The sequence below is a fragment of the Pseudomonas sp. MF08831 genome (genome assembly GCF_059862645.1).
Window position 1 is genome coordinate 187,262 of record NZ_JCBCUX010000011.1, and the last position, 25,837, is coordinate 213,098.

General features: G+C 63.1%; 13 protein-coding genes. 5 read left to right on the forward strand and 8 right to left on the reverse strand.

Annotated elements, in window-relative coordinates; all coding sequences use genetic code 11:
• Nucleotides 1–32 precede the first annotated feature (32 nt).
• The gene (locus tag AC19YS_RS22200; protein WP_124418885.1) at nucleotides 33–965 is read left to right on the forward strand and encodes a LysR family transcriptional regulator; all 933 of its coding nucleotides are present in this window, start codon (nucleotides 33–35) and stop codon (nucleotides 963–965) included.
• Between the two features lies 1 nt (nucleotide 966).
• Here AC19YS_RS22200 and AC19YS_RS22205 read toward each other — a convergent pair whose 3' ends face one another.
• From AC19YS_RS22205 to AC19YS_RS22215, 3 genes are all read right to left on the reverse strand, one after another.
• Nucleotides 967–2,286 carry an Nramp family divalent metal transporter gene (locus tag AC19YS_RS22205; RefSeq protein WP_106579625.1) on the reverse strand — a complete coding sequence of 440 codons (1,320 nt, stop codon included), beginning with the start codon at nucleotides 2,284–2,286 and terminating at the stop codon, nucleotides 967–969.
• A 41-nt stretch (nucleotides 2,287–2,327) separates the two neighbouring features.
• On the reverse strand, nucleotides 2,328–3,881 hold the full coding sequence (locus tag AC19YS_RS22210; RefSeq protein WP_500602670.1) for a DUF726 domain-containing protein: 1,554 nt from the start codon (nucleotides 3,879–3,881) through the stop codon (nucleotides 2,328–2,330).
• Between the two features lie 87 nt (nucleotides 3,882–3,968).
• On the reverse strand, nucleotides 3,969–4,751 hold the full coding sequence (locus tag AC19YS_RS22215; RefSeq protein ID WP_124417765.1) for an AraC family transcriptional regulator: 783 nt from the start codon (nucleotides 4,749–4,751) through the stop codon (nucleotides 3,969–3,971).
• A gap of 97 nt (nucleotides 4,752–4,848) precedes the next feature.
• Between AC19YS_RS22215 and AC19YS_RS22220 the strand changes: the two genes are divergently transcribed.
• Both AC19YS_RS22220 and AC19YS_RS22225 read left to right on the forward strand, forming a co-directional pair.
• On the forward strand, nucleotides 4,849–5,721 hold the full coding sequence (locus AC19YS_RS22220) for an EamA family transporter (protein ID WP_500602671.1): 873 nt from the start codon (nucleotides 4,849–4,851) through the stop codon (nucleotides 5,719–5,721).
• Between the two features lie 81 nt (nucleotides 5,722–5,802).
• Nucleotides 5,803–6,204 carry a RidA family protein gene (locus tag AC19YS_RS22225; RefSeq protein WP_106579622.1) on the forward strand — a complete coding sequence of 134 codons (402 nt, stop codon included), beginning with the start codon at nucleotides 5,803–5,805 and terminating at the stop codon, nucleotides 6,202–6,204.
• On the opposite strand, the gene AC19YS_RS22230 is transcribed toward AC19YS_RS22225, so the two are convergent.
• Together AC19YS_RS22230 and AC19YS_RS22235 are read right to left on the reverse strand one after the other, a co-directional pair.
• A complete protein-coding gene (locus tag AC19YS_RS22230; RefSeq protein ID WP_124417767.1) occupies nucleotides 6,194–7,090 on the reverse strand; it encodes a LysR family transcriptional regulator in 897 nt (298 codons plus the stop codon). The two genes, AC19YS_RS22225 and AC19YS_RS22230, sit on opposite strands and share 11 nt — an antisense overlap.
• A 325-nt stretch (nucleotides 7,091–7,415) precedes the next feature.
• Nucleotides 7,416–20,099 (reverse strand): autotransporter-associated beta strand repeat-containing protein, encoded by a 12,684-nt coding sequence (locus tag AC19YS_RS22235; RefSeq protein ID WP_500602672.1) that lies wholly within the window; start codon nucleotides 20,097–20,099, stop codon nucleotides 7,416–7,418.
• Between the two features lie 303 nt (nucleotides 20,100–20,402).
• Between AC19YS_RS22235 and AC19YS_RS22240 the strand changes: the two genes are divergently transcribed.
• Together AC19YS_RS22240 and AC19YS_RS22245 are read left to right on the forward strand one after the other, a co-directional pair.
• Nucleotides 20,403–22,211 carry a monovalent cation:proton antiporter-2 (CPA2) family protein gene (locus AC19YS_RS22240; RefSeq protein ID WP_106579619.1) on the forward strand — a complete coding sequence of 603 codons (1,809 nt, stop codon included), beginning with the start codon at nucleotides 20,403–20,405 and terminating at the stop codon, nucleotides 22,209–22,211.
• A gap of 73 nt (nucleotides 22,212–22,284) precedes the next feature.
• Complete coding sequence (locus tag AC19YS_RS22245; protein WP_124417768.1) at nucleotides 22,285–22,842, forward strand: DcrB/PsbP domain-containing protein; 558 nt, start codon at nucleotides 22,285–22,287, stop codon at nucleotides 22,840–22,842.
• An 863-nt stretch (nucleotides 22,843–23,705) separates the two neighbouring features.
• Here AC19YS_RS22245 and AC19YS_RS22250 read toward each other — a convergent pair.
• Genes AC19YS_RS22250 through AC19YS_RS22260 form a run of 3 tightly spaced genes read right to left on the reverse strand, consistent with a single transcriptional unit; the run spans nucleotide 23,706 to nucleotide 25,793 of the window.
• A complete protein-coding gene (locus AC19YS_RS22250; protein WP_200623711.1) occupies nucleotides 23,706–24,425 on the reverse strand; it encodes an alpha/beta hydrolase in 720 nt (239 codons plus the stop codon).
• A gap of 12 nt (nucleotides 24,426–24,437) precedes the next feature.
• Nucleotides 24,438–25,193, reverse strand: coding sequence for a precorrin-6A synthase (deacetylating) (cobF, locus tag AC19YS_RS22255; protein WP_124417773.1), 756 nt, complete (start codon nucleotides 25,191–25,193; stop codon nucleotides 24,438–24,440).
• Between the two features lie 45 nt (nucleotides 25,194–25,238).
• Nucleotides 25,239–25,793 (reverse strand): histidine phosphatase family protein, encoded by a 555-nt coding sequence (locus AC19YS_RS22260; RefSeq protein ID WP_200623767.1) that lies wholly within the window; start codon nucleotides 25,791–25,793, stop codon nucleotides 25,239–25,241.
• Nucleotides 25,794–25,837: the final 44 nt, after the last annotated feature.

Here is a 25,837-nt window from a genome sequence, read left to right on the forward strand (position 1 = left end):
CTTTGCGCATAACGCACAGCTTGGAGGCCATGATGCAGGGCTTGAATGAATTGAGTTTCAAGGCGTTGCGCCTGTTTGTCGCAGTGCTGGATCACGGCAGCTTTTCTGAAGTCGCGCGCCGGGAAAGCCTGGCGCCCTCCTCCATTTCTCGGCAGATCCAGTTGATGGAGCAGGCACTCGGCCAACAGTTGTTGTACCGCCACACCCGCGCCGTGAGCCCTACCGAAGCCGGGCGCCTGCTCGGGCATCATGCGCGCTTGATGCTGGAGCAACTGGAAACAGCCGGCCAGGCGTTGCAGGAACAGGAAAGCGAACCCAGCGGCCTGGTACGCATCAACGCGCCGATGGTGTTCGGCCAGCGTCATCTATCGCCGTGGCTGGGCGAGCTGTGCCGGCGCTATCCCAAGTTGCAACTGGATATCCAGCAAACCGACACCTACGTCGACCCATTGCAAGACGGCACCGACTTGCTGTTTCGTATCGGCGTGCTCAACGATTCCGGCATGCAGGCCCGCATCTTCGCGCCGCAGCGCTTTCGCATCGCCGCCAGCCCTGCCTACCTGGCCCGGCATGGCACACCGCGCCACCCCGACGAGCTGGTCAACCATCAGTGCCTGGCCTACAAGGGCATCACCGGCCAGCAACGCTGGTTTTTCCGCCGCGACCAGGGCGATTGGACGCCCTACAGCGTCAAAGGCCCGATCACCGGCAACCACGCCGACACCCTCACCCACGCTGCCGAACAAGGCCTGGGGCTGGTGGTGTTTCCGTCCTGGCTGATCGGCGAAGGCTTGCGCGCCGGCACCTTGCAGGCGGTGCTGACCGAATACGACGTGGCGACGACGCTTGAGCCGCAGCAGATTGCCGCGTTATGGCCCGGCAGCCGCCGGCTGTCATTGAAGGTGCGCACGGTGATTGATTATTTTGTCGAGTGTTTTGGCGCGGTGCCGTATTGGGACCGGTGACTCAAAACAACCACTGCCCAATCAACCACGCGTTCGCCCCGCTGATCACGGCAAACAGAAACCACGCCAACAGCCGCGTGGGCAGGCGGTTCACAAACGGCCCCATCAATTGCTTGTCACCCGTCATGCGGATCAGTGGGTACAGCGCGAACGGCAACTGCAGGCTGAGGACCACCTGGCTCAGAATCAGCAACTTGCCAATGGCATCGTCGCCCATCAGCCACACCCCCAAAAACGCCGGGATCAGTGCCAGGCCTCGGGTGATCAGGCGGCGCTGCCAGCAGGGAATGCGCAGGTTGAGGTAACCCTCCATGATCACCTGCCCGGCAATCGTGCCGGTGAAGGTCGAACTTTGCCCGGAGGCGAGCAACGCGATACCAAACAGGACACTGGCAAAAGCCCCGCCCACCAGTGGGTCGAGCAGGTGGTAAGCATCCTGAATCTCGACCACGTCGGTGTGGCCAGTCTTGTAGAACGCAGCGGCGGCCAGCACCAGGATTGCCGCGTTGACCAGCAAAGCCAGGGCCAGTGAGCCGATGGTGTCGATACGCGCCAGTTTGACCGCGTCCTGTTTGCTGGCGAGGTCTTTGCCGATCAGCCGGGTTTGCACGATGGAGCTGTGCAGGTAAAGGTTATGCGGCATTACCGTGGCACCCAGGATCCCGATGGCCAGGTACAACGGCGCAGCGTCGCTGATGGCCGACAGTGACGGGGCGAAGCCACTCAACACGTCCGGCCAGTAGGGTTTGATCAGCACCAGTTCGATAAAGAAGCACACGCCGATGGTCGCGACCAGCGCCAGCATGATCGCTTCCAGTCGGCGGAAACCCCGGTTTTGCAAGGCCAGGATCAACAGCGTGTCGAATGCGGTAATGACGATGCCGGTGGTCAGCGACACGCCCAGCAACAGGTGAAACGCCAGGGCGCAGCCGAGCACTTCGGCAAGGTCGGTGGCGATGATCGAAATTTCCGCCAGCACCCACTGCGTGCGCGCCGAACGTTTGCTGTAGCGCTCACGGCACAGTTGCGCCAGGTCTTTGCCGGTGGCGATGCCCAGCCGTGAACACAGGCATTGCACAGCCATGCCTGCCAGGCTGGCCAGCAGCACCACGAATAACAGGTTGTACCCGTAGCGCGAGCCGGCCTCGATGGCCGTGGCCCAGTTGCCGGGGTCCATGTAGCCAATCGAAATCAGCAGCCCGGGGCCGGCGAACATCAGCGCCCGTTTGAAAAACGAAGCCTTGGGGTCAACGATAACGGAGCCGGCCACTTCCGGCGGGCAGAATGGGGCAGTAGCGATTTTCGGCAGGCTGAATTTCACGCGGTATCCCAGGCAAACATACAAGTCAGAGCCGCAGCTTATCAGTCCGACACGACCGTGCGCATCACCGTCTCCCGCGGCAGGTGGAACGTTTCCACGACCTGCACCACCAGGTCCATCTCCTGGTTCAGCGCCTCGCGCTCCATGCGCTGGCGAATCATGCCGATCATCAACACCGATAAAGTGGTAATCGAGTACGCCGGGCCGGAAAACGCCCGCACGCCCGTCACCAGCAGCATCGCCGCGGCCAATGCCTGGCCCACCACCGGAATCGCCGTGGCGGCACCGCGGCGCACGATAAACCCGGTCAACCCCGCCAACGCCGTGCCACTCAAGGCCGTGGTGGCCGAGCGGCCTACATCGAAGCGGTTGAACAAGCCCTGCTCTTTTTGCGCGGCCGCCTTGAGTTCGGCGTCGAAGGCTTGACGGTCCGCACGGCTGAGCTTGTCCTTGTATTGCTCGATCAGTTTCTCCGCGACTTGGGCCTCGATGTCCGCCAGCGCAACGGTTTCCAGCGCTTGGTCAAACTTGATCCCCAGGCGCTGCGCCACATCTTCGGCGATCTGGCGATAACTCACGCCATGGCCACGGGCCAGGTTCATAAAGCTGTCACCGCCCATGCGCTGCAACTCGATGGCCAGTTTCAGCGGTTCGCGCACGCCGGCATCGATCGATGCACTGCGTTTTTGCGCCATCAATTCGGCCAGGAACTTCAACTCGTCCGGCCGCGCCTGCACCAACGCGGGGAACAACTCCACGTCCTCCTCGGCAAAGCGCACCTCAGTGCTGCGCTGATCGGCGCGGATCATGCCGCGCCGTTCCTGCAACAGGTCGGTGTATTGCACCACCGTTTTCAGCTGCGGCCAGTAGGCGGCATGGTCGAACGTCGCCAGGTGCACATTGGTGACCTTGGCCTTGAGCGCCGGCGTGACATCAATTGCATAACGCCCAATGCAACGTTCGGTGTCCGGTTTCATGGCCAGCGCCCAGTCTTTGCTGGAGTGGCAGTTGATCACACGGCCCTTGAGCGGCGCCGACACTTCATCCCACGGGCTCGACGTACAGATCGCCCCGCCCATCAGCAACAGGTTGTTCAGCGGCAGTTCGCGAGCCACCTCGGGGCTGGCCAGCACGCTCTTGACCAGAATGCGCGCGCCCAGCGAATGCCCGATGAGGTTGATGCGCCGTACCTCCAGCGACTCCGCGTGCAGGTAATTGGCCAGTTCAGGCAACAGGGTCTTGGCCACTTCATCGACGCGCGCCTCGACACTTTTGTAATGGTCGAGGAAATAGGCAATCGCCTTGCCCACGCCCACCGTTGCGGCGCCCAGGCCGCCGCCGCCAAGCATCGAGGTGATCACATCCTTGAAGGGCGCAAACAGGTTTTCGAGAAAATGCCCCGCCGGCCAGAACAGCATGAGGTTGGTCGAGCCTTCGATGCTCGCCAGCTGCTGCTTGAAATTGCCCAGTTGCTGGCGGTTGAAGAAGGCCGAATAACCGTGAACGTAGAGATTGAGCACATCCCCCTGAGGCTCGCCGCACAGTACAAACGTGGGCTTGCGGGTGCGGTGCATTTCATCCCACTGGTGTTGCATGGGCCGGTGACTCCTGGTGACGATGGACGGCGATAGTAACAAAGCATGACCTTGGTGAAGGTGAATCCTGACCGACGTGTGCCGTTTTCAGAACGCAGACGCTGCCCTGGATTTGGCCAGGTAGCGCGCGGGCGCGTCTCCCAGGTTTCGGCGGAACACCGCGGTAAAGGCGCTGGAACTGCTGAAACCCAACCCCAATGCCACCTCGGTAATGGAGGCGCCATGACTGAGCCGCGCAGTGGCTTCAAGCAGGCAGACCTGCTGACGCCAGGCCACAAACGTCATGCCGGTGCCTTCGTGGAAATGGCGAGTGAAGGTGCGTCGGCTCATGTTCGACCACTGGGCCATCTCATCCAGAGAGATGGTCTGCGCAGGGGCCTGCAGAAAACGCCGGCAAGCCTGGGCCAGACGTGGCTCGGCAGGCAACGGCGCGCTGAGGGGCACTTCGGGCATGGCGCTTATTTCGTCGATCAACAGCGTCAATATGCACTGCTGACGGACCGTAATCGCCGCCGACGGCGCGATCGCCAGTGCCGCTTCCAACAGATGCCTGAGCAATGGCGACACCTCGAATACCTGGCAACGATCCCGCAGCCCTGCCCGCTTGGCAGCCTGGTCATCGAGGTAGGTATTGAGCATCACCACATCGCCGCGCATGTGCATTTCATGGGGCACACCGCCCGGCACCCAGATCGCCCGCTGCGGCGGCACCACCCAATTGCCGAGGTCGGTGAACATCCGCAACGCACCGGTAGAGGCGTAGGCGAATTGCCCGCGTGCATGGGTATGCCGCTCGAAGACGGTGCCGCACGCATAGTCGCGCAGCGTGACGACGGCTTCAGGGTCAGTGGTTTCAAATGTCGGGATCATGGCCCGATAGTGTCAAACTATGACCTGACATAGCAAGCGGGCCATACGGCCCCGCCCTAGCATGATGGCCCGGATCAACCCATTCAAAGGCCCGCCCATGCACAAGCAACACCTAGCCCTCGCCCTGCTCGTCACCCTGGTGTGGGGCTTGAACTTCCCCATTACCCAGTTGGGCTTGCGCTCAATCGACCCGTTTGTGCTGACCGGCATCCGCTTTGCCCTCGCCGCCTTGCCGCTGGTGTTCTTCATCAAGCGCCCCGCCGTCAATTTCGGCTATGTGGCGGCCTATGGCGTTATCTTCGGGCTGGGCATGTGGGGCGTGATCAACTATGGCATCCAGGCAGGCGTCAGCCCTGGAATCGCCTCGCTGATCATTCAGCTCAGCGTGTTTTTCACGCTGGGCTGGGGCTATCTGTTGTTCAAGGAACACATTCGCCGTGCGCAGTGGGTCGGCGCTTTGCTCGCCCTGATTGGCCTGACGGGGATCATCTGCACCCAAGACGGCGAGCATGCGGTGCTCGGCGTGCTGCTGATCGTGCTCAGCGCGTTGGCGTGGAGCATCGGCAACATCATCATCAAAGCGTCGGGGGTGAAGGAAATTTTCTCGTTCATGGTGTGGGCCAGCCTGTTTCCGCCGGTGCCGTTGTGTCTGATGGCCTGGTGGATGCACGGTAGCACCGCGTTCGAGAACGTGCCCGCCAGCCTTGACCTCACCGCGGTGATGTCGATCCTGTTTCAGGTTTATTTGGCCACGCACTTTGCCTATTGGGGCTGGAATTCGTTGCTCAAGGCCTACCCCGTTTCGACCGTGGCGCCGCTGTCGTTGCTGATACCGGTATTCGGCATCGGCAGTTCGATGCTGATACTGGGCGAGCGCATTTCCACGCCCCACCTGGTGTTCATCACGGTCATCATCAGCGGCCTGGCGATAGGGCTTTACCGCAAGCCGATTGTGCAAACCGATAGATAGTCATGGCAAAAAACCGGGATGTTGTTCGCGCATTCAGTCCACTAGCATTCGCTCAGTCTTGTACTGAACCGAGGAAACACCATGAGCACGCCCGAGTTTTTTGTCACCCCAGGTTATGGCGATTACCTGCGCGAACACCTGCACTATTCCCAGGCGGTCAAAGTCGGTAACCGCGTGGAAACCTCCGGCCAGGGCGGTTGGGATGATGACTTCCAGATCCCTGCCGACCTCGGCGAAGAAATCGCCCGGGCCTTTCATAACCTGGAGCGCACCCTGGCCAGCGCTGGCGCGCAGTGGGCGCACGTGATTCACGTCAACTCCTACCACGTCGGTGGCTTCCCACCGGAGGTCAACGAGGCGATGGTCAAGCAGTACCGGCGCTACATGCCCGACCACGCGCCGATCTGGACGCAGGTCGGCGTGCAGGCGCTGGGTCTGCCGACCATGCGTGTAGAGATTCGTGTGACCGCGATTATTCCCTGACACCGAACGTATGCATCACCCATTCGGTAAATACCTTGAGCCGTGCGCTCTGGTGACGGTTGGGCGGGTAAAGGATGTGCAACGCCGTGGGCGGGCGCGACCAGTCCGGCAATACGCTGACCAACTGGCCGGTGTCCAGGTAGTACTGCACGATGGAGGTGAAGTGCTGCCCGACGCCAAGGCCGGCGAGCAGCATTTCCTTGAGGCCATTGCCCTCGTTGGTCGAGAAGGCGCAGCCGTTGACCTCGATACGCTGCCCGCCCTTCTCGAAAATCAGCGGCTCCGGCTTGCCCGAGCCGGTAAAGAAATAACCGGCTTTGAGGTGGTTGTTCTGCAGGTCCTCGGGCGAGGCCGGCAGCCCTCTGCGGGCAACGTAACTGGGCGCCGCGCAGGTGAGGTACTCAAGGTCAGCCACCTTGCGCCCGATCATTGCCATGTCGTCCAGCGTGCCGGCACGGATCACGCAGTCAACGCCCTCCCCGACGATGTTCACGGCACGGTCACTGATCCCCAGGGCAATAGTGATGTCGGGGTACTGCCGATGAAAATCCACCAGCGCCGGGATCAACAGGCAATTGGCAAACGAGGCCGGTGCGTCCACGCGCAGATGCCCGCCGGGCTTGAGGATTTGCCCGCGCGCGGCGCTGTCCACTTCATCCAGCTCAGCCACCAGCCGCCGTGCATGGCCATAGTATTCGAGCCCTTCGGACGTCGGCGCCAGGGCGCGGGTGGTGCGGTGTATCAACTTGAGGCCCAGGTGTTTTTCAAGGTCGGTGATCAGCTTGCTGACCGTGGAGCGTGGCAGCGCCAGCTGGTCGGACGCACGGCTGAACGAACCGGTATCGACGACACGGACGAAGGCGCGCAGGGCGAGAAGTTGGTTCATGTGAGTGCCTCAATGCGACTTAGTCAGCGAAGTTGTCGATCATGACCTCGCCACCGGCAAACGTCGCGATTCACTATTTTTAATGGGCGTATTCCCAGATTGAAACACAGCGTGTGGCGAGCGGGCTTGCCCCGCGTTGGGTTGCGCAGCAGCCCCGGATTCAGCCGCTGCGGAGTATCTGACACATCGCATCCTTGTTTGAAGGGCTGCTTCGCAACCCAACGGGGGGCAAGCCCCCTCGCCACAAAGAGCGTGTCGGGTAACTGGGGCGATCAAAAACCCAAAAAAAACCGCCCTTAGGGCGGTTAAAGGTGCTCGGCCTTGATCAAAAACCGAGGGAGAAACTGACGGTCATCGCGTGGTCCTTATCGTTACGCGAGAGTTGACCCGAGTAGCCCAGGCCCAGCTTGCCGTTCTGGCTGATCTGGTAATCCAGCCCCGCCTCCAGTACCGCACTGTCCTTGGCAATCGGTACACCTTGGGTGCTGAACGAACCCCCGCCGTTGATAAAGCTCAAGTCGGCGTCGGGCTTGGTATCGCCGAAGGCGTGGCGCCAGCCGATGCTGCCCCGCGGGGTGATTTTCGAGCCGTTGCCCAGGGTGATGGTCTGGCCAACACGCACGCCCAAGGTGGAGAAAGTCACGTCCTGATCAGCATCGCCGCGCAGCGCCGCCGACCCGCCTTTCTCCTTGAGTGTGTCGCTGTCGTAGTTGACGTAGGCCAGGCCGGCGAACGGTTCGACTGCCACGCTGCCGGCTGTAAGGGTGTAGCCCACTTCACCGAACACTTGCGCGCTGCGTGCCTTGTAATCGGCTTTCAGACGCTGACCTTCGCCAGCGACCGCCACGTCGCGTTTGCTTTCGATGTCATGCCAGCTGTAGGCCACGCCCATACGCGCGGCGAATGCTTCCTGTTGGTAAGCGGTGTAGGCCATCAAGTGGTAGCTGTCGACGTCGGCGCTGGAGCTGCGGCGCTTGGCGTCCAGGTCGCTGCGGGTGTAGCCGGCGGCCACGCCGACGCGCCAGGCGTCATCCACTTGCTTGTCGGTGCCAAGCAGGAAGCCGCCAAGGTTGCGGTCCAGCTTGGCGGCGTTGCTGTCGCCGCCCATGTGGCCCCAGGTGCCAAGCACGCGCATCCAGCCGACCATCTCGCCGTGGCAACCGGCACTGCTCAGGCGGTTTTCGCTTGGCGCCAGGCTGTTGCGTGGGTCGTCCTCGCGATAGCAGCCAGGTTGGCGCAGGCGCTCGTTGACCGCGTCACGGATGTAGCGCGAATCCTCAAGCATTGCGCTGGCGGTGCTGGCGTGGATCTCGCCGGACAAGCTGTCAAAAGCGGCACGCGCCCCGGCAGCATCGGTGTTGAGCAACGCATTTTGCACCGCGGCCCCGCCCACGGCGGCGCCTCTGTCCAGTGCAGCCGCCACGCCACGCTGGTTACCGGTGGCCGCTACGCTGGCGTAGCTGACGTTATTGCGGCTGACCGCCAACGCCACTTGAGTGGGGCTGTAGTCCAGCGAGGTGGAGAGGAACGCCAGGTTCTCCAGGTTGGTGTTGCTGAAGGTGCCGTTCACCGCGCCGGCAGTCAGCAGGGTGTAGGTGGTTGCCCCGGTGTAGGGCGCCAGGTTGATCACATTCAGGGTGCCGCCCAGGTTAGCCGTGCCGCCGACCGCCAGAGAACCGCTGACCGAAGGCGTGATGACCAGGTTCAGTGCGCCCGTGCTGACGTTGGTGAAGTTACCGGCCACTGTCAGCTTGCCGCCATCGGGTGTCACGCTGCCGTTGTTGACCAGCGAACCGACACTGCCGTTACCGGTCAGGCCCGCGCCATTGGCGACCGTCACCTGCCCGCCGAACACCGTGCCCGGATTGGCCGCGTTGCCGACTTGCAGCACGCCCTGATCCACCGCCACGGTGCCGCTGAACGGCTGATTACCGGTCAGCAGCAGCGCCCCTGCGCCTTGTTTGGTGAGGCTGCCAGTGCCGGTCAACGTGCCCTTGAAGGTGCCATTGGTGGCCTGCACGAACAGCATGCGCGCATTGTTCAGGAACCGGCCTTGCAAGCTGAGCGTGTTACCGGCCAACGTACCGCCGCTGACGGTAGTGCCACCGGTGTAGGTGTTGGCGCCGGTCAGCAACAAGGTGCCGGCATCAAGTTTGTTGATCGCCCCGCCGCCCACGATCGGCGCAGCAATCTCCGTGGTGACGCCCGAATTGACCCGCACCACCGCCGTGCCGGTAGGCGACAAGGTGCCCCCTGCCCCCGCCGTCAGCGTGTAGCCAGGGTCAAGAAATTGCAGCCCGGTAAAGCCTTGGTTGCCGACCACGGTGACCGTGCCGCCCTGCCCGCCAAACACGGCAAACTGGTTGTTCGACGCCTGGCCTTGGGTGCCGGTCGGATCGGTCCAGTTGGTGCCAGGGCCCCAGGTGCCACTGCCACCGGTGATGGTGCCGTCGGGGTTGGTGGTGCCGCCGTTCCAGAACTGGATTTGCCCGGGTGCGGTTTGCACCAGCAGGTTGAGCTGGTTGGCGAGTGCCGTCTGCAAGGTCAGGTCGCCTGCGCCGACGGGCAGTGTGCCAAGGGTCAAACCGTTGTCGGTCAGGCTGCCGCCGTAGCGGAACAGTTGATAAACGCCGGCACCAAAGCCGCCCGCGTCAGTGACGTTGAGCGTGCCATCCAGGGTCAGGTTACCCGCCACATTCACCGCCGTGGTCGACGCACCCGGTGCGCCGAGGGTGAAGTCCAGCGTGGTGCCGGACGACAACGCCAGCGAACCGACCGACAGCGGCGTCGCCGCCCCGGCCTTGAGCACCGAACCATCGGCCATGTTCACCGCGCCGCCCAGCGTGCCGCTGCCGCCGAGCGTCGCGCCGTTGGCAACCTGTACCGCCGCACTGTTCAACGTGCCATTGACCAGCACGCTGCCCGCGTTGACGTTGGTGTTGCCGGTGAAGGTGTTATTGCCGGTCAGCAGCAACGCGCCGGTGCCGGTTTTATTCAACACCCCGGCGCCGGTGAGGTTGCCGGTGTAGGTGCCGTCGGCGCCCTGCTCGAAGGTCAGTGTCGCGTTGTTGGCAATCGCCCCTTGCAGGCTGGTGGTATTGCCGGTGGTGCTGCCGCCATTGAGTGTGGTGCCACCGCTGTAAGCGTTGGCGCCGGTCAGCAGCAACGCGCCAGTGCCATTTTTTACCAGGCTGCCGGTGCCGCTGACCGCGCCGTTGAGGGCCAGGTCATGGCTGCCGGCCAGCGTCAGCGGGCCGCCCAGGTTGATGGCATTGGCCAGTTGCAGGTCGGTGCTGGTATCCAGAGCGGCAGCGCCGCCAACGGTCAGCGCGCCGGTGCCGAGCGCTGCGTTGTTGCCCAGGACCAGTTGGCCGGCATTCAAGCCGGTGCCGCCGCTGTAGGTGTTGGCGCCGTTGAGGGTCAGTGTCGCCGCGCCTTTTTTCAACAGGCTGCCGTTGCCGCTGAACCGGCCGTTGAGCGTCAGCGCACGGCTGCCGCCAATGGCCAATGCACCGTTGAGTACCGCAGCGTTGTCGAGCGTGACGGCTGCGTTGCTGTCCAGCGTGGTGCCGTCAGCGGCCGTCAGCGTGCCTGTGCCCAGCGCGCTGTTGCTGCCCACCACCAGCGTGCCGCCATTGAGCGCGGTGCCGCCGGTGTAGGTGTTGCTGCCGTTGAGCACCAGGGTGCCGCTGTCGAGTTTGGCCAGGGTGCCCGCGCCAGCCAGGGTCACGCCCAGGGTGGCGGTGGCGTTCGGGTCGACCCGAATCGCGGTGTTGCCGGTGCCGCCGTTGACCAGATTGAGCACGCCCGCCGTGCCGGAGGCCAGGTTATAGCCGTCGGTGACGAACTGCATGCCGGTAATCGTTTGCGTGCCATCCACGCTCACGTTACCCGCAGCGCCCTGGAACACTGCGAAACTGCTGCCCCAATTCTGGTTGAGCGTGCCATCGACATTGGTCCAGTTGGTGAGGCCGGTGCCCCAGGTACCGTTGCCGCCTTCGATGGCGCCATTGCCGATCAGGTTGCCGCCATCCCAGAATTGCACGGTGGTATTGGGCGCCGTCACCAACACGTTGACCTTGTTGCTGATGGCCGTCTGCACCTCTACGTCACCCGGGATCACACTGCCGGGCAGCGTGCCGAGGGTCAGGCCGTTATTGGTCAAGGCCCCGCCGTAATTGATGATGTTATAGACGCCGCTGCCAAAACCACCGACATCGGTGACGTTAAGGTTGCCGCCCAGGGTCAGGTCGCCGCCGACATTGAGCAGCCCATTACCGCCACCCACCACCGGAACGCCGAGTCCGACGTCCAGATTGGCGTTGCCGCCCAGCACCAACGAGCCCACCGACAAGGTGCTGCCGGTGTTCAGGCCGATGTGACCACCGTCGGCCACCGTCACGGCGCCCGCCAACGAGCCGGTGCCGGTCAGGGTCGCGCCGTTGTTGACCGCGACGGTGCCGCTGGCCAGCGAGCCGCTGACATTCAAGGTGCCGCCATTGACGTTGGCGGCGCCGCTGATGGCGTTTGCGCCGGTCAGGTTGAGCGCGCCGGTGCCGTTTTTATCCAGGTTACCGGCGCCGTTCAGCGCACCCGCGAAGGTGTTGTCCAGGTTGCTGCCGCCCACCGCCAGGGTAGTGCCGCCCGCCACCTGAACCGTGCCGTTGCCGGCCAGGCTGTTGAGGTTGGCATTGCCACCCAGGTTGAGACGGGTGCCCGCGCCAACGTTGACGCCCGACGTGTTACCCAGCGCTCCATTGCCCACGGTGGTCACACTGCCGCCCACCACCGTGAGCGGGCCGGTGAAGGTGTTGTTGGCGCTGAGCAGCAGGTCTGCAGCGCCGTTCTTGATCAGCGCCGCGTTGCCCGCCAGTACACCGGCCAGGGTCAGGTCATTGCTGCCGGCCACGCTGAGGTCGGCGTTGAGATTCACCGCGTTTGCCAGTACCAGCGGCGCACTGTTGTCCAGCGTGCCCGCGCCACTCACGGTCAGCGCGCCCGAGCCCAGGGCGGTGGCGGTGCCAATGGTCAGCGTACCGGCATTGAGGGTGGTGCCGCCGCTGTAGGTGTTGGCGCCATTGAGTGTCAGGTTGGCGGTGCCGTTTTTGCTCAACGAACCGCTGCCATCCACCACGCCGTCAAGGCTCAGGCCATCGGTGCCGCCGACGGTCAGCGCAGCATTGAGCGTGGTGTTATTGGCCAACGCCAGTGCAGTGCTGGTGTCCAGCGTTGCCGCACCGTTGACGGCCAGCGCGCCGCTGCCCAGTGCCGCGCCGTTGCCCAGGGTCAAGGTGCCTGCATTCAACTGCGTGCCACCGAGGTAGGCATTGTTGCCGTTGAGCGTCAGGTTGCCCGCGCCGCTTTTGGTCAGGCCACCGGCACCGGTGACCAGGCCGTTGAGGGTCAGGTCGGCACTGCCGAGAATGCCCAGGTTGCCCGCCAGGTTCACCGCATTGGCCAGGGTCACGGCGGAACGGGTGTCGAGGGTGGTTCCGGCAGCGACATTCAAGGCGCCGGCGCCCAACGCGGTGTCGGAAGCCAGAATCAGCCCGCCAGCGTTCAGCGCGGTAGGCCCGGCATAGCTGTTGTTGCCACTCAAGGTCAGGCTGGCGATGCCATTTTTGATCAGGCTGCCGGTGCCCGCCACCGTGCCGGCCAGGGTCAGCGCATTGCTGCCGCCAACCGTCAGCGTGCCGTTGACAGTCACGTCGTTGGCCAGACTGACCGCAGCGTTGCTGTCCAGGGTCGTGCCGTTGGCCGTGGTCAGCGTACCGGTACCCAGCGCGCTGTTATTGCCGACCACCAAGGTGCCGCCGTTGAGCACGGTGCCGCCGGTATAGGTGTTGGCGCCGTTGAGCACCAGGGTGCCCGCGTCCAGTTTGGCTAACGTGCCGCCACCGTTGAGCGTGACGCCCAGCGTCGCGGTGGCGTTAGGGTCAACACGCACGGCCGTATTGCCGCCGGTGCCGTTGAACAAGGTCAAGGCCCCCGCCGCGCCGCCGACCAGGTTGTAGCCGTCGGTGACAAATTGCAGGCCGGTAATGGCTTGAGCGCCGTCCACGGTGACAGTACCCGCCGCGCCCTGGAAGATCGCGAAGCTGTTGGGGCTCCAGGCAGTGTTGGCCAGGCCGTTGAGGCTGGTCCAGTGGGTGCCGCCGGCATTCCAGCTGCCGGTGCCGCCATCGACAGTGCCGTTCGGCAACAATTGGCTGCCATCCCAGAACTGCACGTTGGTGCTGCCATTGACCAGCAAATTGATCTGGTTGCCGATGCTGGTCTGCACATCCAGATCGCCCAGCGACACATTCACCGGCACGCTGCCGAGTGCGAGGCCATTGTTGGTCAGGCTGCCGGTGTAGTTGATCAGGCGATAGAGACCGACGCCGAAGCCACCGATATCGTGCACATTCAGCGTGCCGTCGAGGGTCAGGTTACCGCCCACATTGATCAGTGCCGTGCCGCCGGTGGACGCCGCGCCCAGGCCCGCATCGAGGTTGGAGTTGCCATTGAGTACCAGCGAGCCGACGGTCAGGGCATTGCCCGAGTTCACCGCCAGATGGCCGCCATCGGCAATGTTCACGTTGCCCGCCAGGGTGCCGGTACCGCCCAGGGTGGCGCCGCTGGCGACGCCCACAGTGGCGCTGCTCAGCGAACCGTTGACGAGCAAGCTGCCGGCATTCACCTGGGTATCACCGGTCAGCGAGCTGATGCCGCCGAGGGTCAATGCACCGCTACCGATTTTAGTGAAGTTGCCCGCGCCGGTGAGCACGCCACCGAAGCTGCCATCCAGGTTGTTGCCGCCCACACTCAACGTGTTGCCGGTGCCGACCTGGGCCACGCCGTTGCCGCTCAGGGCGCCGAGGCTGGCCGAGCCGCCCAGGTTCAGTTGCGTGCCGCTGCCGAGGTTGACCCCGGCGCCTACGCCCAGCGCGCCATTGCCCACCGTGGTCAGGCTGCCGGCTTGTACATCGAAGAGGCCGGAGAAGCTGTTGTTGCCGGCCAGATTCAGGTCACCGGTGCCGGTCTTGATCAGGTTACCGCTGCCCGCCAGCACGCCGGTCAGGCCCAGGTTGTTATTGAGAGCGCCCACCGTCAACGCTGCATTGACGTTGACCGCATTGGCCAGCACCAAAGGAGCAGCGGTGTTCAGGCTGGCTGCACCGCCGACGGTCAAGGCGCCAGTGCCCAGGGCGGTTGCGGTGCCCAGGGTCAGGGTGCCTGCATTCAGGGTGGTGCCGCCTTGATAGGTATTCACGCCAGCGAGCGTCAGGTTGGCCGCGCCGTTCTTGACCAGTGCCCCGTTGCCGCTGAGCACACCGCCCAGGTTCAAGTCGTTGCTGCCGGCCACCGTCAGCGCGGCGTTCAACGCCACGTTATTGGCCACGGCCAGCGCGGCGCTGTTGTCCAGGGTCGAGGCACCGCCGACGCTCAGGTTACCCAGGCCCAGGGCGGTGCCCGTTCCCAGGGTCAGGGTACCCGCGTTCAGCGTCACGCCGCCGAGGTAGCCATTGGCACCACCGAGTATCAGGTTGGCCGCGCCGTTTTTGGTCAGGCTGCCCGCACCGTTGATGCTGCCCGCCAGTGTCAGGTCGGCCGTTCCGCCGATGCCCAGGTTACCGGCAAGATTGATCGCGTTATTGGCCGTGACCGCAGTGCTGGCGTCCAACGTCGTGCCGTTGGCCGCATTCAAGGTGGCGCTGCCCAACGCCGTGTTGGAAGCCAGGATCAGCCCACCCGCGTTCAAGGCCACCGGGCCGAGGAAGGTATTGGTGCCGCCCAATGTCAGGTTGGCCGTGCCGTTCTTGATCAAGCCGCCGACGCCGCTGACCGCACCGTTGAGGCTCAGCGCATTGCTGCCCGCCACGCTCAGGTTGCCGTTCAAGACCAGCGCATTGCCCAGGGTCACTGCGGCATTGCTGTCCAGAGTCGTGCCGCTCACCGTCGTCAACACACCGCTGCCCAGCGCAGTGTTGCTGCCAACCATCAGCGTGCCGCCGTTGAGCGTGGTGCCGCCGCTGTATGTGTTGGCGCCACTGAGGACCAGGGTGCCGGTGTCGAGTTTATTGAGCGTGCCGATGCCGTCGATGTTCACGCCGATGGTCGCGGTGGCGCCTGGGTCAACACGAATGGCAGTGTTGCCGGTGGTGCCGTTGACAGCCGTCAATTGCCCGCCGGCGCCGCTGACCAGGGTGTAGCCGTCGGTGGCGAACTGCATGCCCGTGAACAGTTGCGGCCCTTGCACCGTGACAGTGCCCGCCGCGCCTTGGAACACCGCAAAGTCGCTGGCCCATGCCTGGTTGAGCGTGCCGTTGACGTTGGTCCAGTTGGTGCCGGCGCTGGTCCAGATGCCGGTGCCGCCATCCACGGTACCGTTAGGAATGGTCTGGCTGCCGTCCCATAAACGAATATTGGCGTTGGGCGCCGATACCAGCACGTTGACCTGGTTGCCCACGGAGGTTTGCACCACCAGGTCACCCAGGCCAAATCCGACCGGCACACTCGACACATTCAGGCCCAGGTCGGTGAGCACGCCGGTGTAGTTGATCAAGCGATAGACGCCAACGCCGAAACCACCGGCATCGGTCACGTTCAGGTTGCCGGCGAGGGTCAGGTTGCCGCCCACATTGAGCAAGGATGTCGTCGACGGTGCGCCCAGGGCCACATCCAGATTGGCGCCTGCCCCCAATGCCAGCGCGCCGGCCGACAAGGTATTGCCGCTGCTCAGCGCCAGGTGCCCGCCTGTGTTGATGTTGACTGTGCCCAACAGCGAACCGGTGCCGGTCAGGGTGCCGCCGCTGTTGACATCGACCAGGTTGCTGCCCAACGAGCCGCTGAGGTTCAAGGTGCCCGCATTGATGGTGGTGTTGCCGGTGAGGCCGTTGATGCCGGTGAGGTTGAGGGTGCCGATGCCGACTTTGGTCAGGCCGCCGCCGCCACTGAGGTCGCCGTCAAAGGTGCTGGTGGTATTGAGGCCGCCGACGCTCAGTGTGGTGCCTGTGCCGAGCTGCACCGAACCGCTGCCGGTCAATGCTGCAAGGCTGCTGTCCACGCCGAGGTTGAGTGCCGCCCCGGCGCTGATGTTGGCGCCGGAGGTGTTGCCCAGGGCACCGGCGCTGAGCGTGGTCACGCTGCCGGAGAGAATATTCACCGCACCGGTAAAGGTGTTGGTGCCACTCAATGTCAGGTCAGCCAGGCCATTTTTGATCAGGTTGCCGGCGCCGCTGACCACACCGTTCAGGTTGAGGTTGTTGTTACCGGCGACGGTCAGGTCGGCATTCAGCGCAATGGCATTGCCGATGCCGAAGGATGCGCTGTTGTCCAGGGTCGCCGCGCCACCGACAGTCAACGCGCCGCTGCCCAGGCCATTGGCGTTACCCAAGGTCAAGACCCCAGCATTGAGGGTGGTGCCGCCGCTGAAGGTGTTGATGCCATTCAAGGTCAGGTTGGCGGCGCCGTTTTTGATCAAGGGGCCAGTGCCGTTGATCACGCCACCCAGGGTCAGGCCATTGGTGCCGCCCACGCTCAGGCCGGCATTGAGGGCTACGTTATTGCCCAGGTTGACAGCCGCGCTGCTGTCCAGGGTAGCGGCGCCGCCAACCGTCAAGTCGCCAAGCCCCAGAGCGGTGTTACTGCCGACCGCCAACGTGCCGTTATTGAGCGTGGTGCCGCCCAGAAACCCATTGGCGCCATTGAGAATCAGGTTAGCCGCGCCATTCTTGACCAGGCTGCCTGCGCCATTGACCAGCCCGGTCAGTGTCAGGTCGGCAGTGCCGCCGATAGCCAACGCACCGGCAAGGTTGACCGCGTTGTTCAAGCTGGCTGCGGTACTGGCGTCCAGGCCAGTACCGGCGGCGGCATTCAGCGTACTGGCGCCGAGCGCGGTGTTGGCACCGACCACCAGCTTGCCGGCGTTGAGCGCCGTATCACCCAGGAATGTATTGGCACCGTTCAGGACCAGGTCGGCCGGGCCGTTTTTGATCAATCCCCCAATGCCCGCGACGACGCCATTGAGGGTCAGCGCGTTGCTGCCACCCACGGTCACGGTGCCGCCCAGGTTTACGTTGTTGCTCAGGCTCACCGCAGCACCGGCGTCCAGTGTGGTGCCGCCCGTTGCGTTCAACGCGCCAGTGCCCAGCGCGGTGTTGGAGCCAACAACCAACGAACCGGCGCTCAGTGCAGTGGGGCCGGTGTAGGTGTTGACACCGTTGAGGGTGAGACTCGACGTGCCGGTTTTGACCAAACCATTCGCGCCGCTGATGATGCCGTTCAAGGTCAGCGGGCTGACGCCGCCTGCCGTCAGGTTGGCGTTGAGGGTAACCGCGTTATTGAGGGCGAGCCCCGCGTTGCTGTTCAAGCTGGCTGCGCCGCCTACGGTCAGGGCACCGGTGCCCAGCGCGCTTGCGTTGCCCACTGTGAGCGTACCGCCGTTGAGCGTGGTGCCGCCCTGGAAGGTGTTCGCAGCATTGAGCACGACGCTGGAAACACCGTTTTTGATCAGGCCCGAGGCGCCATCAATCACGCCGCTGAGGGTCAATGGGGTGGTGCCGGCCAGGGTCAGGTCGGCGCCCAGGTTGATGGCATTTGCCAGGTTGACACCCGCCGCGTTATCCAGCGTCGAAACACCGGCCACGCTCAGCGCGCCAGTGCCCAAGGCCAGGTCGTTACCGACGTTCAACGTGCCGCCATTGAGCGTGGTGCCGGCAAGGAAAGTGTTGGCGCCGCTGAGAATCAGCGCGGCCGTGCCATTCTTGGTCAGCCCGCCTGCGCCACTGAGGACGCCCGTCAAGCCGAGGGTATTGCTACCGGCAATGTTCAGGTTGCCGGTCAGGTTCAGGCCGTTGTTGAGGTTGATTGCACTGCTGGCATCCAGCGTGGTGTTGTCGGCGGTGGTCAGCGTGCCGCCTGCGCCCAATGCCGTGTTGTTGCCCAGCACCAGCGCACCGGCATTCAGGCTGGTGTTGCCGGTGAAGGTGTTGGCACCTGTGAGGGTTAATGCAGCGGCGCCGTTTTTGATCAGGCCCCCGTTGCCGGAGATGACGCCGCCAAGGCCCAGCGCCTGGGTGCCGCCAACCGTCAACGCGCCCGTCAGATTGACGGCGTTGCCGAGGGTGACAGCGGTGCTGGCGTCCAGCGAGGTGCCCGCTGCGGTATTCAGCGCGCCCGTGCCCAAGGCGGTGTTGGAACCCACCACCAGGCCACCGCCGTTAAGCGAGGTCAGCCCGCTGCGGGTGTTGTTGCCGGTCACAGTCAGCAGGCTTGCGCCGGTTTTGATCAAGCCACCGGCGCCGGACATCACGCCAGCGAGGGTCAGCGGGTTGGTGCCGGTCAGCGTCAGGTCGCCGGTCAGGGCCAGGTTATTGTTCAGTGTCGGCGCCCCGCTGGCGTCCAGGTTGGCATTGCCCGTCACGCTCAAGGCGCCGCTGCCCAGGGCATTGCCACTGGTCAACACCAACGTGCCGGCGCCCAGGCTGGTGGTGCCGGTGTAGCCGCTGTTGTTGCCGCTGAGGGTCAGGCTGCCGGTGCCGGTTTTGCTGATGCCCGACGCGCCGCTGATCGCGCCGGCCAGCGTCAGGGCGCCGGTGCCGGTGGCCGTCATGGCACCGTTGAGGGTGATCAGGTTGTTCAGGTCGATCGTGCCAGGCGCCGACAGTGACGTCGCGCCTGTGAACGTCACCGTGCCGGTACTGAAAGCCTGGTTATTGCCCAGTTGCACCGTGCCGCCGTTGAGCGTGGTGTTACCGAGGTAGGTGTTGATGCCGGTCAGGGACAGTTGACCGCTGCCGACCTTGGTCAAGCCCCCGGCGCCTGAGACTACGCCGGACAACGTCGTGGCGTTGGTACCCTGGACCGTGAGACCGCCCGCGCCGAGCGACACCAGATTACTGACGTTCAAGCCCGCGTTGCTCGCCTGCAGGACGCCGCCGTTGGAGGTCAGCACGCCGCTGCCAAACGACGCATTGTTATTGAACTGCGCAACCCCGCCATTGAGCGTGGTACTGCCCGACACCAGCGGACCTTGCAGGGTCCAGGTGCCACTGTTGATCGTCAGGTTGTTGAAGTTGACGTAATTGGCGCTCGACGCAGTGCCCACACCCGTAGTACCGCCGCCGACGCCGACAGGGTTCTGCAGAATCAGCGAGTTGACGCCCCCCGCACCGCCATCGACCGTGCCCGTCGGGCCAAAGGTCAAATTGATCCCAGCCAGGCCGCCCAACCCCACACTGACCTGGAGACCGTCGCCCACGCTCACGCTGGAGCCGGTAACGGCAGTGAAGGTGTTGGTGCCGTTCGCCCCCATCGAGACGCCGCCCGTGATCGCACCGGCGTTGGTAAACGTGTTGCCCGCCGCAGAGGTTTCGAACGCCACCCGACCATTGATAACGCCGGTGCTGCTGTTGACCATGTTGACTTGGGAACCGCCGTATACCCCGACCACCGGCGTGTCGGCCAGCGTTATGCCGCCCACCGACAAACCGGTGGAGGTAATCGTGCCGTTGTTGGTGATGCTCGTGGTGCCGGTCGCTGCGTTGTTAACTGAAAGCGCCAGGCCGCCGAGGCTCGTGAGATTGAGCCCAAGCAACATCCCGGTGCCGCGCATGATCCCGCTGGCATTGTTGAGTACGCTGACCGTACTCGACGCGCCAGTGCCGATGAAAGCGCCACCACTGAGTACCGACACGAGGCCCAGAAGTGCCGGGTCGAGGGTGCCCGAGTTGTTCAAGCTGATGTTGACGCCGGTGAGGTCCAGCACGTGGCCGCCCAGCGTCGCATTCATCTGCGCGCCCGCGTTGACGTTCACGGTCAAGCCGTTGGTGGCGCTGCTGAAGTTATTCAGAAACAGCGGCAGGCTCGGCACGCCCGTACAGGTCACGGTAGAACCTGCCGTCGAACAGGTGGCTAATGCCTCAGGACTTGCCAGGCCAACCATCAACCCGACAATCCCGAGTCGAATGGCCATGTTCAGAGGGGCGATACGCGATACACCGGCAGCAGCAAGTCTTCTATCCACGTCCAACTCCTTCGTGGTCCAAGCTTTCATCCATGAATGCGCAGAAGCCCAACGCTATTGACCCACACGCATCGAATTCGAAATACCTGACCGTGGTGACAACTGATCTAGTTTGTCGAAACGGTAGTAGACCTACAGAAAAGTCATTGAATTAAATGGTATTAATACTTTCGTAAGCGCCCTGTAAGAATGGGACTACAGCCAATATCCATTGCCTGTCGCGTCAAAAATACAAGTTTCGAAATGTAAAAAAGCGCTCTAATGGCGCCCTGTTGATTGGCTTTAAAGATCCTGGAGTTCGCAATGCCCCATGAAGGCAACCTGTTACAAGCAGCCGTGGTGTTCCTGCTCGCCGCCGTGCTGACCGTGCCGTTGGCCAAGCGTCTGCAACTGGGCGCAGTGCTGGGTTATCTGTTCGCGGGTGTGATCATCGGCCCTTCTGTATTGGGCCTGATCGGCAACCCGCAAAGCGTGGCGCAGTTCTCTGAATTGGGCGTGGTGTTGCTGCTGTTCATCATCGGTTTGGAGCTGTCGCCCAAGCGTTTATGGGTGATGCGCAAAGCGGTGTTCGGCGTGGGCCTGGCCCAAGTGCTGCTGACCGGGCTGGTGATGGCGGTGGTGGCGTTGTGGCTGTTTGGCCAGGCCTGGAACAGTGCGATTGTGCTGGGCCTGGGCCTGGCGCTGTCCTCCACCGCGTTTGGGCTGCAAAGCCTGGCCGAACGCAAAGAGCTGAATCAGCCGCACGGGCGCCTGGCGTTTGCGATTCTGTTGTTCCAGGACATCGCCGCGATTCCACTGATCGCGATGGTGCCGCTGCTGGCCGGCAGTGATCACCCGACCACTGAAGCCCAGGGCTTGCAACACGTGTTGCAGATACTCGGCAGCATCGCGGTGGTGATCATCGGCGGACGCTACCTGCTGCGTCCGGTGTTTCGCATTGTCGCCAAGACCGGCCTGCGCGAAGTGTCCACCGCCACCGCGCTGCTGGTGGTGATCGGCACGGCCTGGTTGATGGAGCTGGTGGGCGTGTCGATGGCCCTCGGCGCCTTCCTCGCCGGGCTGCTGCTGGCGGACTCCGAATACCGCCACGAACTCGAAGCGCAGATCGAACCGTTCAAAGGCCTGTTGCTCGGCCTGTTTTTCATCAGTGTGGGCATGGGCGCCAACCTCAGCCTGCTGCTCAGTTCGCCGCTGGTGGTGATCGGCCTGACCCTGCTGTTGATCGGCTTGAAGCTGCCGCTGCTGTATGCGGTTGGCCGGATGGCAGGCGACCTCAATCGCGAGAGCGCGCTGCGCCTGGGCGTGGTGCTGGCCGCCGGCGGTGAGTTTGCCTTTGTGGTGTTCAAGATCGGGCGCGACCAGGGCCTGTTCGAACCGCACCTCTACGATGTGTTGGTGCTGACCATCACGCTGTCCATGGCCGTGACGCCGCTGCTGCTGTTGGTGTGCCCAAAGCTGTTCAAGCCCAAGGTCAAACCGGTGGAAGTGCCGGAGGAATACCGCGCCATCGAAAGCGATGCACCGCGTGTGGTGATTGCCGGCATGGGCCGTATGGGCCAGATCGTGGCGCGGATTCTGCGTGCGCAAAACATCTCGTTTATTGCCCTCGACACCTCGGTGGAAACCATCGAGCTGACCCGCAGTTTCGGCGGTATGCCGGTGTTCTACGGCGACCCGCAGCGTCCGGAAATCCTGCACGCGGCCAAGGTCGATCAGGCCGAGTTCTTCGTGATTGCCATGGACGACCCGGAGATCAACATCAAGACCGCCGAACTGGTGCGCAACCTCTACCCGCACATGAAAATCATCGCCCGTGCACGTAACCGCCAACACGTACACCGCCTGGTCGACCTGGACGCGTCACCCGTGCGCGAAACCTTTTACTCCAGCCTGGAAATGAGCCGCCGCACCCTTGTGGGTCTCGGTCTGACCCAGGCCCAGGCCGATGCGCGCATCACCCGTTTCAAAAACCACGACCTGCAAGTGCTCGCTGCGCAACACGCGGTATATGACGATGCGGCCAAGGTCATGCAAACCGCCCAGGAAGCGCGTACGGAACTGGCGCGGCTGTTTGAGATGGATCGGCTTGAGGAAGAGTCCGACAAAGTGTGAGGACAGGGATGAACGATCTGGCGAGTTTTCTGACAGAATACGCCGCAATTTCGTTCATCCACTGGAGCGCTTCATGGCCACTTTCACCAAGACCGCCGTCCTGCTGGCCCTGGCGCTTACCGCCGGCGGCGTGTTCGCGGCAACCAAGCCGACCGCTACACAAACCATTTCGACGCTGGGTGGCAAGTTCACCTTCAACTTGCCCAAGGCTTACGTCGCCGACACGCTGCCGACCGGTAAGGTTGAGGATGGCACCGCCGACACCCAAGGCACGCTGTACGCCAACTCGACCACGAAGAGTGTGGTGATCGTGGCTGAAACGGTGCGCAACGACGGGGCCACAATCAAAGACAATGACCCGCAGTTTCTGGATGGCGCCGTGGCTGATTTCGTCAAGGACCAGAGCGCTGCCCTGCCTGATTTCAAGAAGCAGAACGAGAAGAAACTGACCTTCAAAGGTCTTGGCCTGCGTCAGGTCGACAGCACGGCCACCCAGGGTGGCGGCAAGACGTTGAACTCGACATTCCTGGGAGGCTCGGGCAATCACTTGCTGGTGATTCAGGCGATTTCGCGGGCGGATGATGTGAAGGGGCATGCGGAGTTGGTGAAGCAGATTACTGGGGGTAAGTAGTCGGGTTTTGCGGGTGATTGAGGGGTGATGGTGCGGGGTGTTGCAGGGGGGCGGGGGCATATCCGTTGGTTGGGTGATGGCGGGTATGGGTTCCGCCCTTACGGCGGGTCACTTTGGAAAAGCCCCAAAGTAACCAAAGGGCTCTTGCCCCACCACTCGGCACCTCGCCTAGGCTCGGTGTGCCCGAACGAAGGTACTACGCAGCGGGCCGCCGCGACGGGCCGTCCCTGCCCCGTCGCGGCTAAACCGGCGTCCTGCCGGTTTACCCGCTCCGTACTACCTGCGTTCGGCCAGCGTGGTTTAACGGGGCGCCTAAGATCAAGATCAAGATCTACAGCACGGCGGCCTAGTAGCCGACCTGAGTGGTAGAAGCAAAAGCTAAGCCGAGGCGGCCTGACAGCCGACCTGATTCTCGAAACTGTATTCAATCTAATGTGGGAGCTGGCTTGCCTGCGATAGCATCCACTGGGTATGCCTGATGCACCGAGGCGCCCGCATCGCGGGCAAGCCCGCTCTCACAGAAAAGCCAAGCAGTGCGGTGCTTGCAGCTGAACTCGGTCAACTTGTGGGAGCGGGCTTGCTCGCGAAGGCGGTGTGCCAGTGATACATGAGCTGACTGAAACACCGCATTCGCGAGCAAGCCCGCTCCCACAGTTGGATCTTGGTGCACCCAATCGAGGGTGTACCCGGTCAAATGTGGGAGCTGGCTTGCCTGCGATGGCATCACTTGGGTATGCCTGATGCACCAAGGCGCCTGCATCGCGGGCAAGCCTGCTCGCACAGAAAGGCCATTAGCGCAGCAACCAGCAGGCACTCAAAGCTAAATCGAAAAATGACTATCGCAGCAGCCCTCACCCGCGGGTTCACTTCAGGCTTTTCTCCAGCCAGGCTTTAAGGTCCTGCACTTCGGTGTCACTGACGGTGTGCGGCATGCCCGGATACCCGTGAAACTCCGGCGTCAATCCAAGGCCCACCAGTACTTCATTGGCCTGCGTCGCCGAGGCATACGGCAGCGCCTGGTCGAGAGTGCCGTGACCGATAAAGATCGCCAATTTGCCCAAGGATTCGCTGGGCTTGAGTTCAGCCTTGAGCACCGGCAATACACTGCCGCTCAAGGCCGCGATGCCGCGCACCAACGCGGGCTTTCGCAAGCCCACCTCGTACGACATGATCGCGCCCTGGCTGAACCCCACCAGAAACACCCGATCGCTGTGCGTGTGGTATTTGGCGGTGGCCTTGCCCACAAAGTCTTCGATCAGCGCGGCGCTGCGTTGCAGGTCGGCGGTTTCGCCATTGTAGTCGCCGTCACCCGGCGTCTTGGTAAACCAGCGATAACCCTGGGGATCCACGGGCATCGGCGCACGTGCCGACAGGTAGGTCCAGGTGGACGGCAGCGCGTCCTTGATGCCAAACAGGTCTTCCTCGTTGCTGCCAAAACCGTGCAGGAAAATCACCAACGGCTGATTGCGCGCATCGCTCTGGGTCTGTTCCAGATAAGACAGGGGCAAATCGGTGTGCAGCGTGGCGTCGGCGTGGGCGGCGCTGGCCATCAGGGTCAGTGCCAGGGCAAACAGTTTGAGCATGGGAAAGTGACCTCAGGGTTTGCGCAACAAGTAAGTGTCCATGATCCAGCCATTTTCCAGACGCGCCGCCTTGCGCACCTGTTGGATTTGCTCAGCCACTTCACTGACCTTGCCGCTGATGAGGATTTCGTCCGGCGTGCCCAGGTAGGCGCCCCAGTAGATATCCATATCCTGATCGGCCACGCTGCGGTAGGAATCTTCGGCGTCGAGCATGACCACCAAAGTGTCCGCATCACTCGCCTGCCCCGCCGCCAACCGGCGCCCGGTGGTGATCTCGATGGACCGACCGATGCGGTTCAGCGCCACCTTGTGCTGGGCGGCCAGGGCTTGCACGCTGGTGATGCCGGGGATCACTTCGAACTCGAAGACGCTGCGGCCACTGGCCAGGATCGCCTGCAGGATGCGGATGGTGCTGTCGTACAGCGCAGGGTCGCCCCACGCCAGGAACGCGCCCACTTCACCGTCAGCCATCTGCTCGTTGATCATGTGCTCGAAGGTCTGCTGCTTGTCGCGATTCAGGTCCTGCACGGCGGTGGTGTAGTCGATATCGCCGCGCACGCGCTCGGGGCAGTCGGCCTCGACGAAACGGTAGCCAGGCTCGGTGATATAGGTTTGGCAGATCTCGCGGCGCAGGTCGATCAGCTTGTCTTTGCTTTGGCCCTTGTCCATCAGAAAAAACACGTCAGTGCGGTTCAGCGCCTTGACGGCTTGCATCGTGATGTAGTCAGGGTTGCCGGCGCCAATGCCGATGATCAGGATGCGTTTCATGGGTTGCTCTCATTGCGGGGCGTGGATTTTGCCATGTTCACGCGCTCAGGCGTGAGTTTCCAGACGCAGGCGCCACACGTTGTTAAAGCGCAGTTCAGTGGCGGACAGCGGCTCGACGTCAATCAGGTAGAACATCGAGACAGGGAACTGCAACACGTACAGCATCGCGGCGCGAATCACAAACGGGTGGGTGATAGCCACTACGTGCCCGGGCTGGGTTTCGAGACTTTTCATCCAGTCAGCGACTCGCACGCAAATCTGCTCCACCGACTCACCGCCGTGAGGCGCGCTGGTGCTGTTGGTCATCCAGTCACTCAATGCATGGCTGTCGAGCTGGGCGATGGCCTGGCCTTTCCAGGTGCCAAAATCACCGTCGCGCAACGCGTCTTCGACCTGCGCGTTATCGCCGAACAAGCCCGCGGTTTGTCGGGTTCGGGCCTCGGGCCCACACACCAGTCGCGAGCGTTTCTTGAAACGCCCCGCCAGGGACAACGCCGCGGGCTGCCACTGCATTGCCACCGATTCGTCATCGGGAAACCGCCCCTGTTTTTGCAACGGCGTGGCGGCATGGCATATCAAGGTCAAGCGGGTGGCCTGCATCACAATTCACTCTGTTTCGACGCGCAGTCGGCGTAGACTGGCAA

What these genes read in the sequence shown, in the direction of transcription:
- AC19YS_RS22250 (WP_200623711.1), bottom strand. Translation starts at nt 24,425, where the DNA reads ATGCTCAAACTGTTTGCCCTGGCACTGACCCTGATGGCCAGCGCCGCC.
- AC19YS_RS22215 (WP_124417765.1), bottom strand. Translation starts at nt 4,751, where the DNA reads ATGATCCCGACATTTGAAACCACTGACCCTGAAGCCGTCGTCACGCTG.
- AC19YS_RS22225 (WP_106579622.1), top strand. Translation starts at nt 5,803, where the DNA reads ATGAGCACGCCCGAGTTTTTTGTCACCCCAGGTTATGGCGATTACCTG.
- AC19YS_RS22260 (WP_200623767.1), bottom strand. Translation starts at nt 25,793, where the DNA reads ATGCAGGCCACCCGCTTGACCTTGATATGCCATGCCGCCACGCCGTTG.
- AC19YS_RS22240 (WP_106579619.1), top strand. Translation starts at nt 20,403, where the DNA reads ATGCCCCATGAAGGCAACCTGTTACAAGCAGCCGTGGTGTTCCTGCTC.
- AC19YS_RS22200 (WP_124418885.1), top strand. Translation starts at nt 33, where the DNA reads ATGCAGGGCTTGAATGAATTGAGTTTCAAGGCGTTGCGCCTGTTTGTC.
- AC19YS_RS22245 (WP_124417768.1), top strand. Translation starts at nt 22,285, where the DNA reads ATGGCCACTTTCACCAAGACCGCCGTCCTGCTGGCCCTGGCGCTTACC.
- cobF (WP_124417773.1), bottom strand. Translation starts at nt 25,193, where the DNA reads ATGAAACGCATCCTGATCATCGGCATTGGCGCCGGCAACCCTGACTAC.
- AC19YS_RS22230 (WP_124417767.1), bottom strand. Translation starts at nt 7,090, where the DNA reads ATGAACCAACTTCTCGCCCTGCGCGCCTTCGTCCGTGTCGTCGATACC.
- AC19YS_RS22220 (WP_500602671.1), top strand. Translation starts at nt 4,849, where the DNA reads ATGCACAAGCAACACCTAGCCCTCGCCCTGCTCGTCACCCTGGTGTGG.
- AC19YS_RS22210 (WP_500602670.1), bottom strand. Translation starts at nt 3,881, where the DNA reads ATGCAACACCAGTGGGATGAAATGCACCGCACCCGCAAGCCCACGTTT.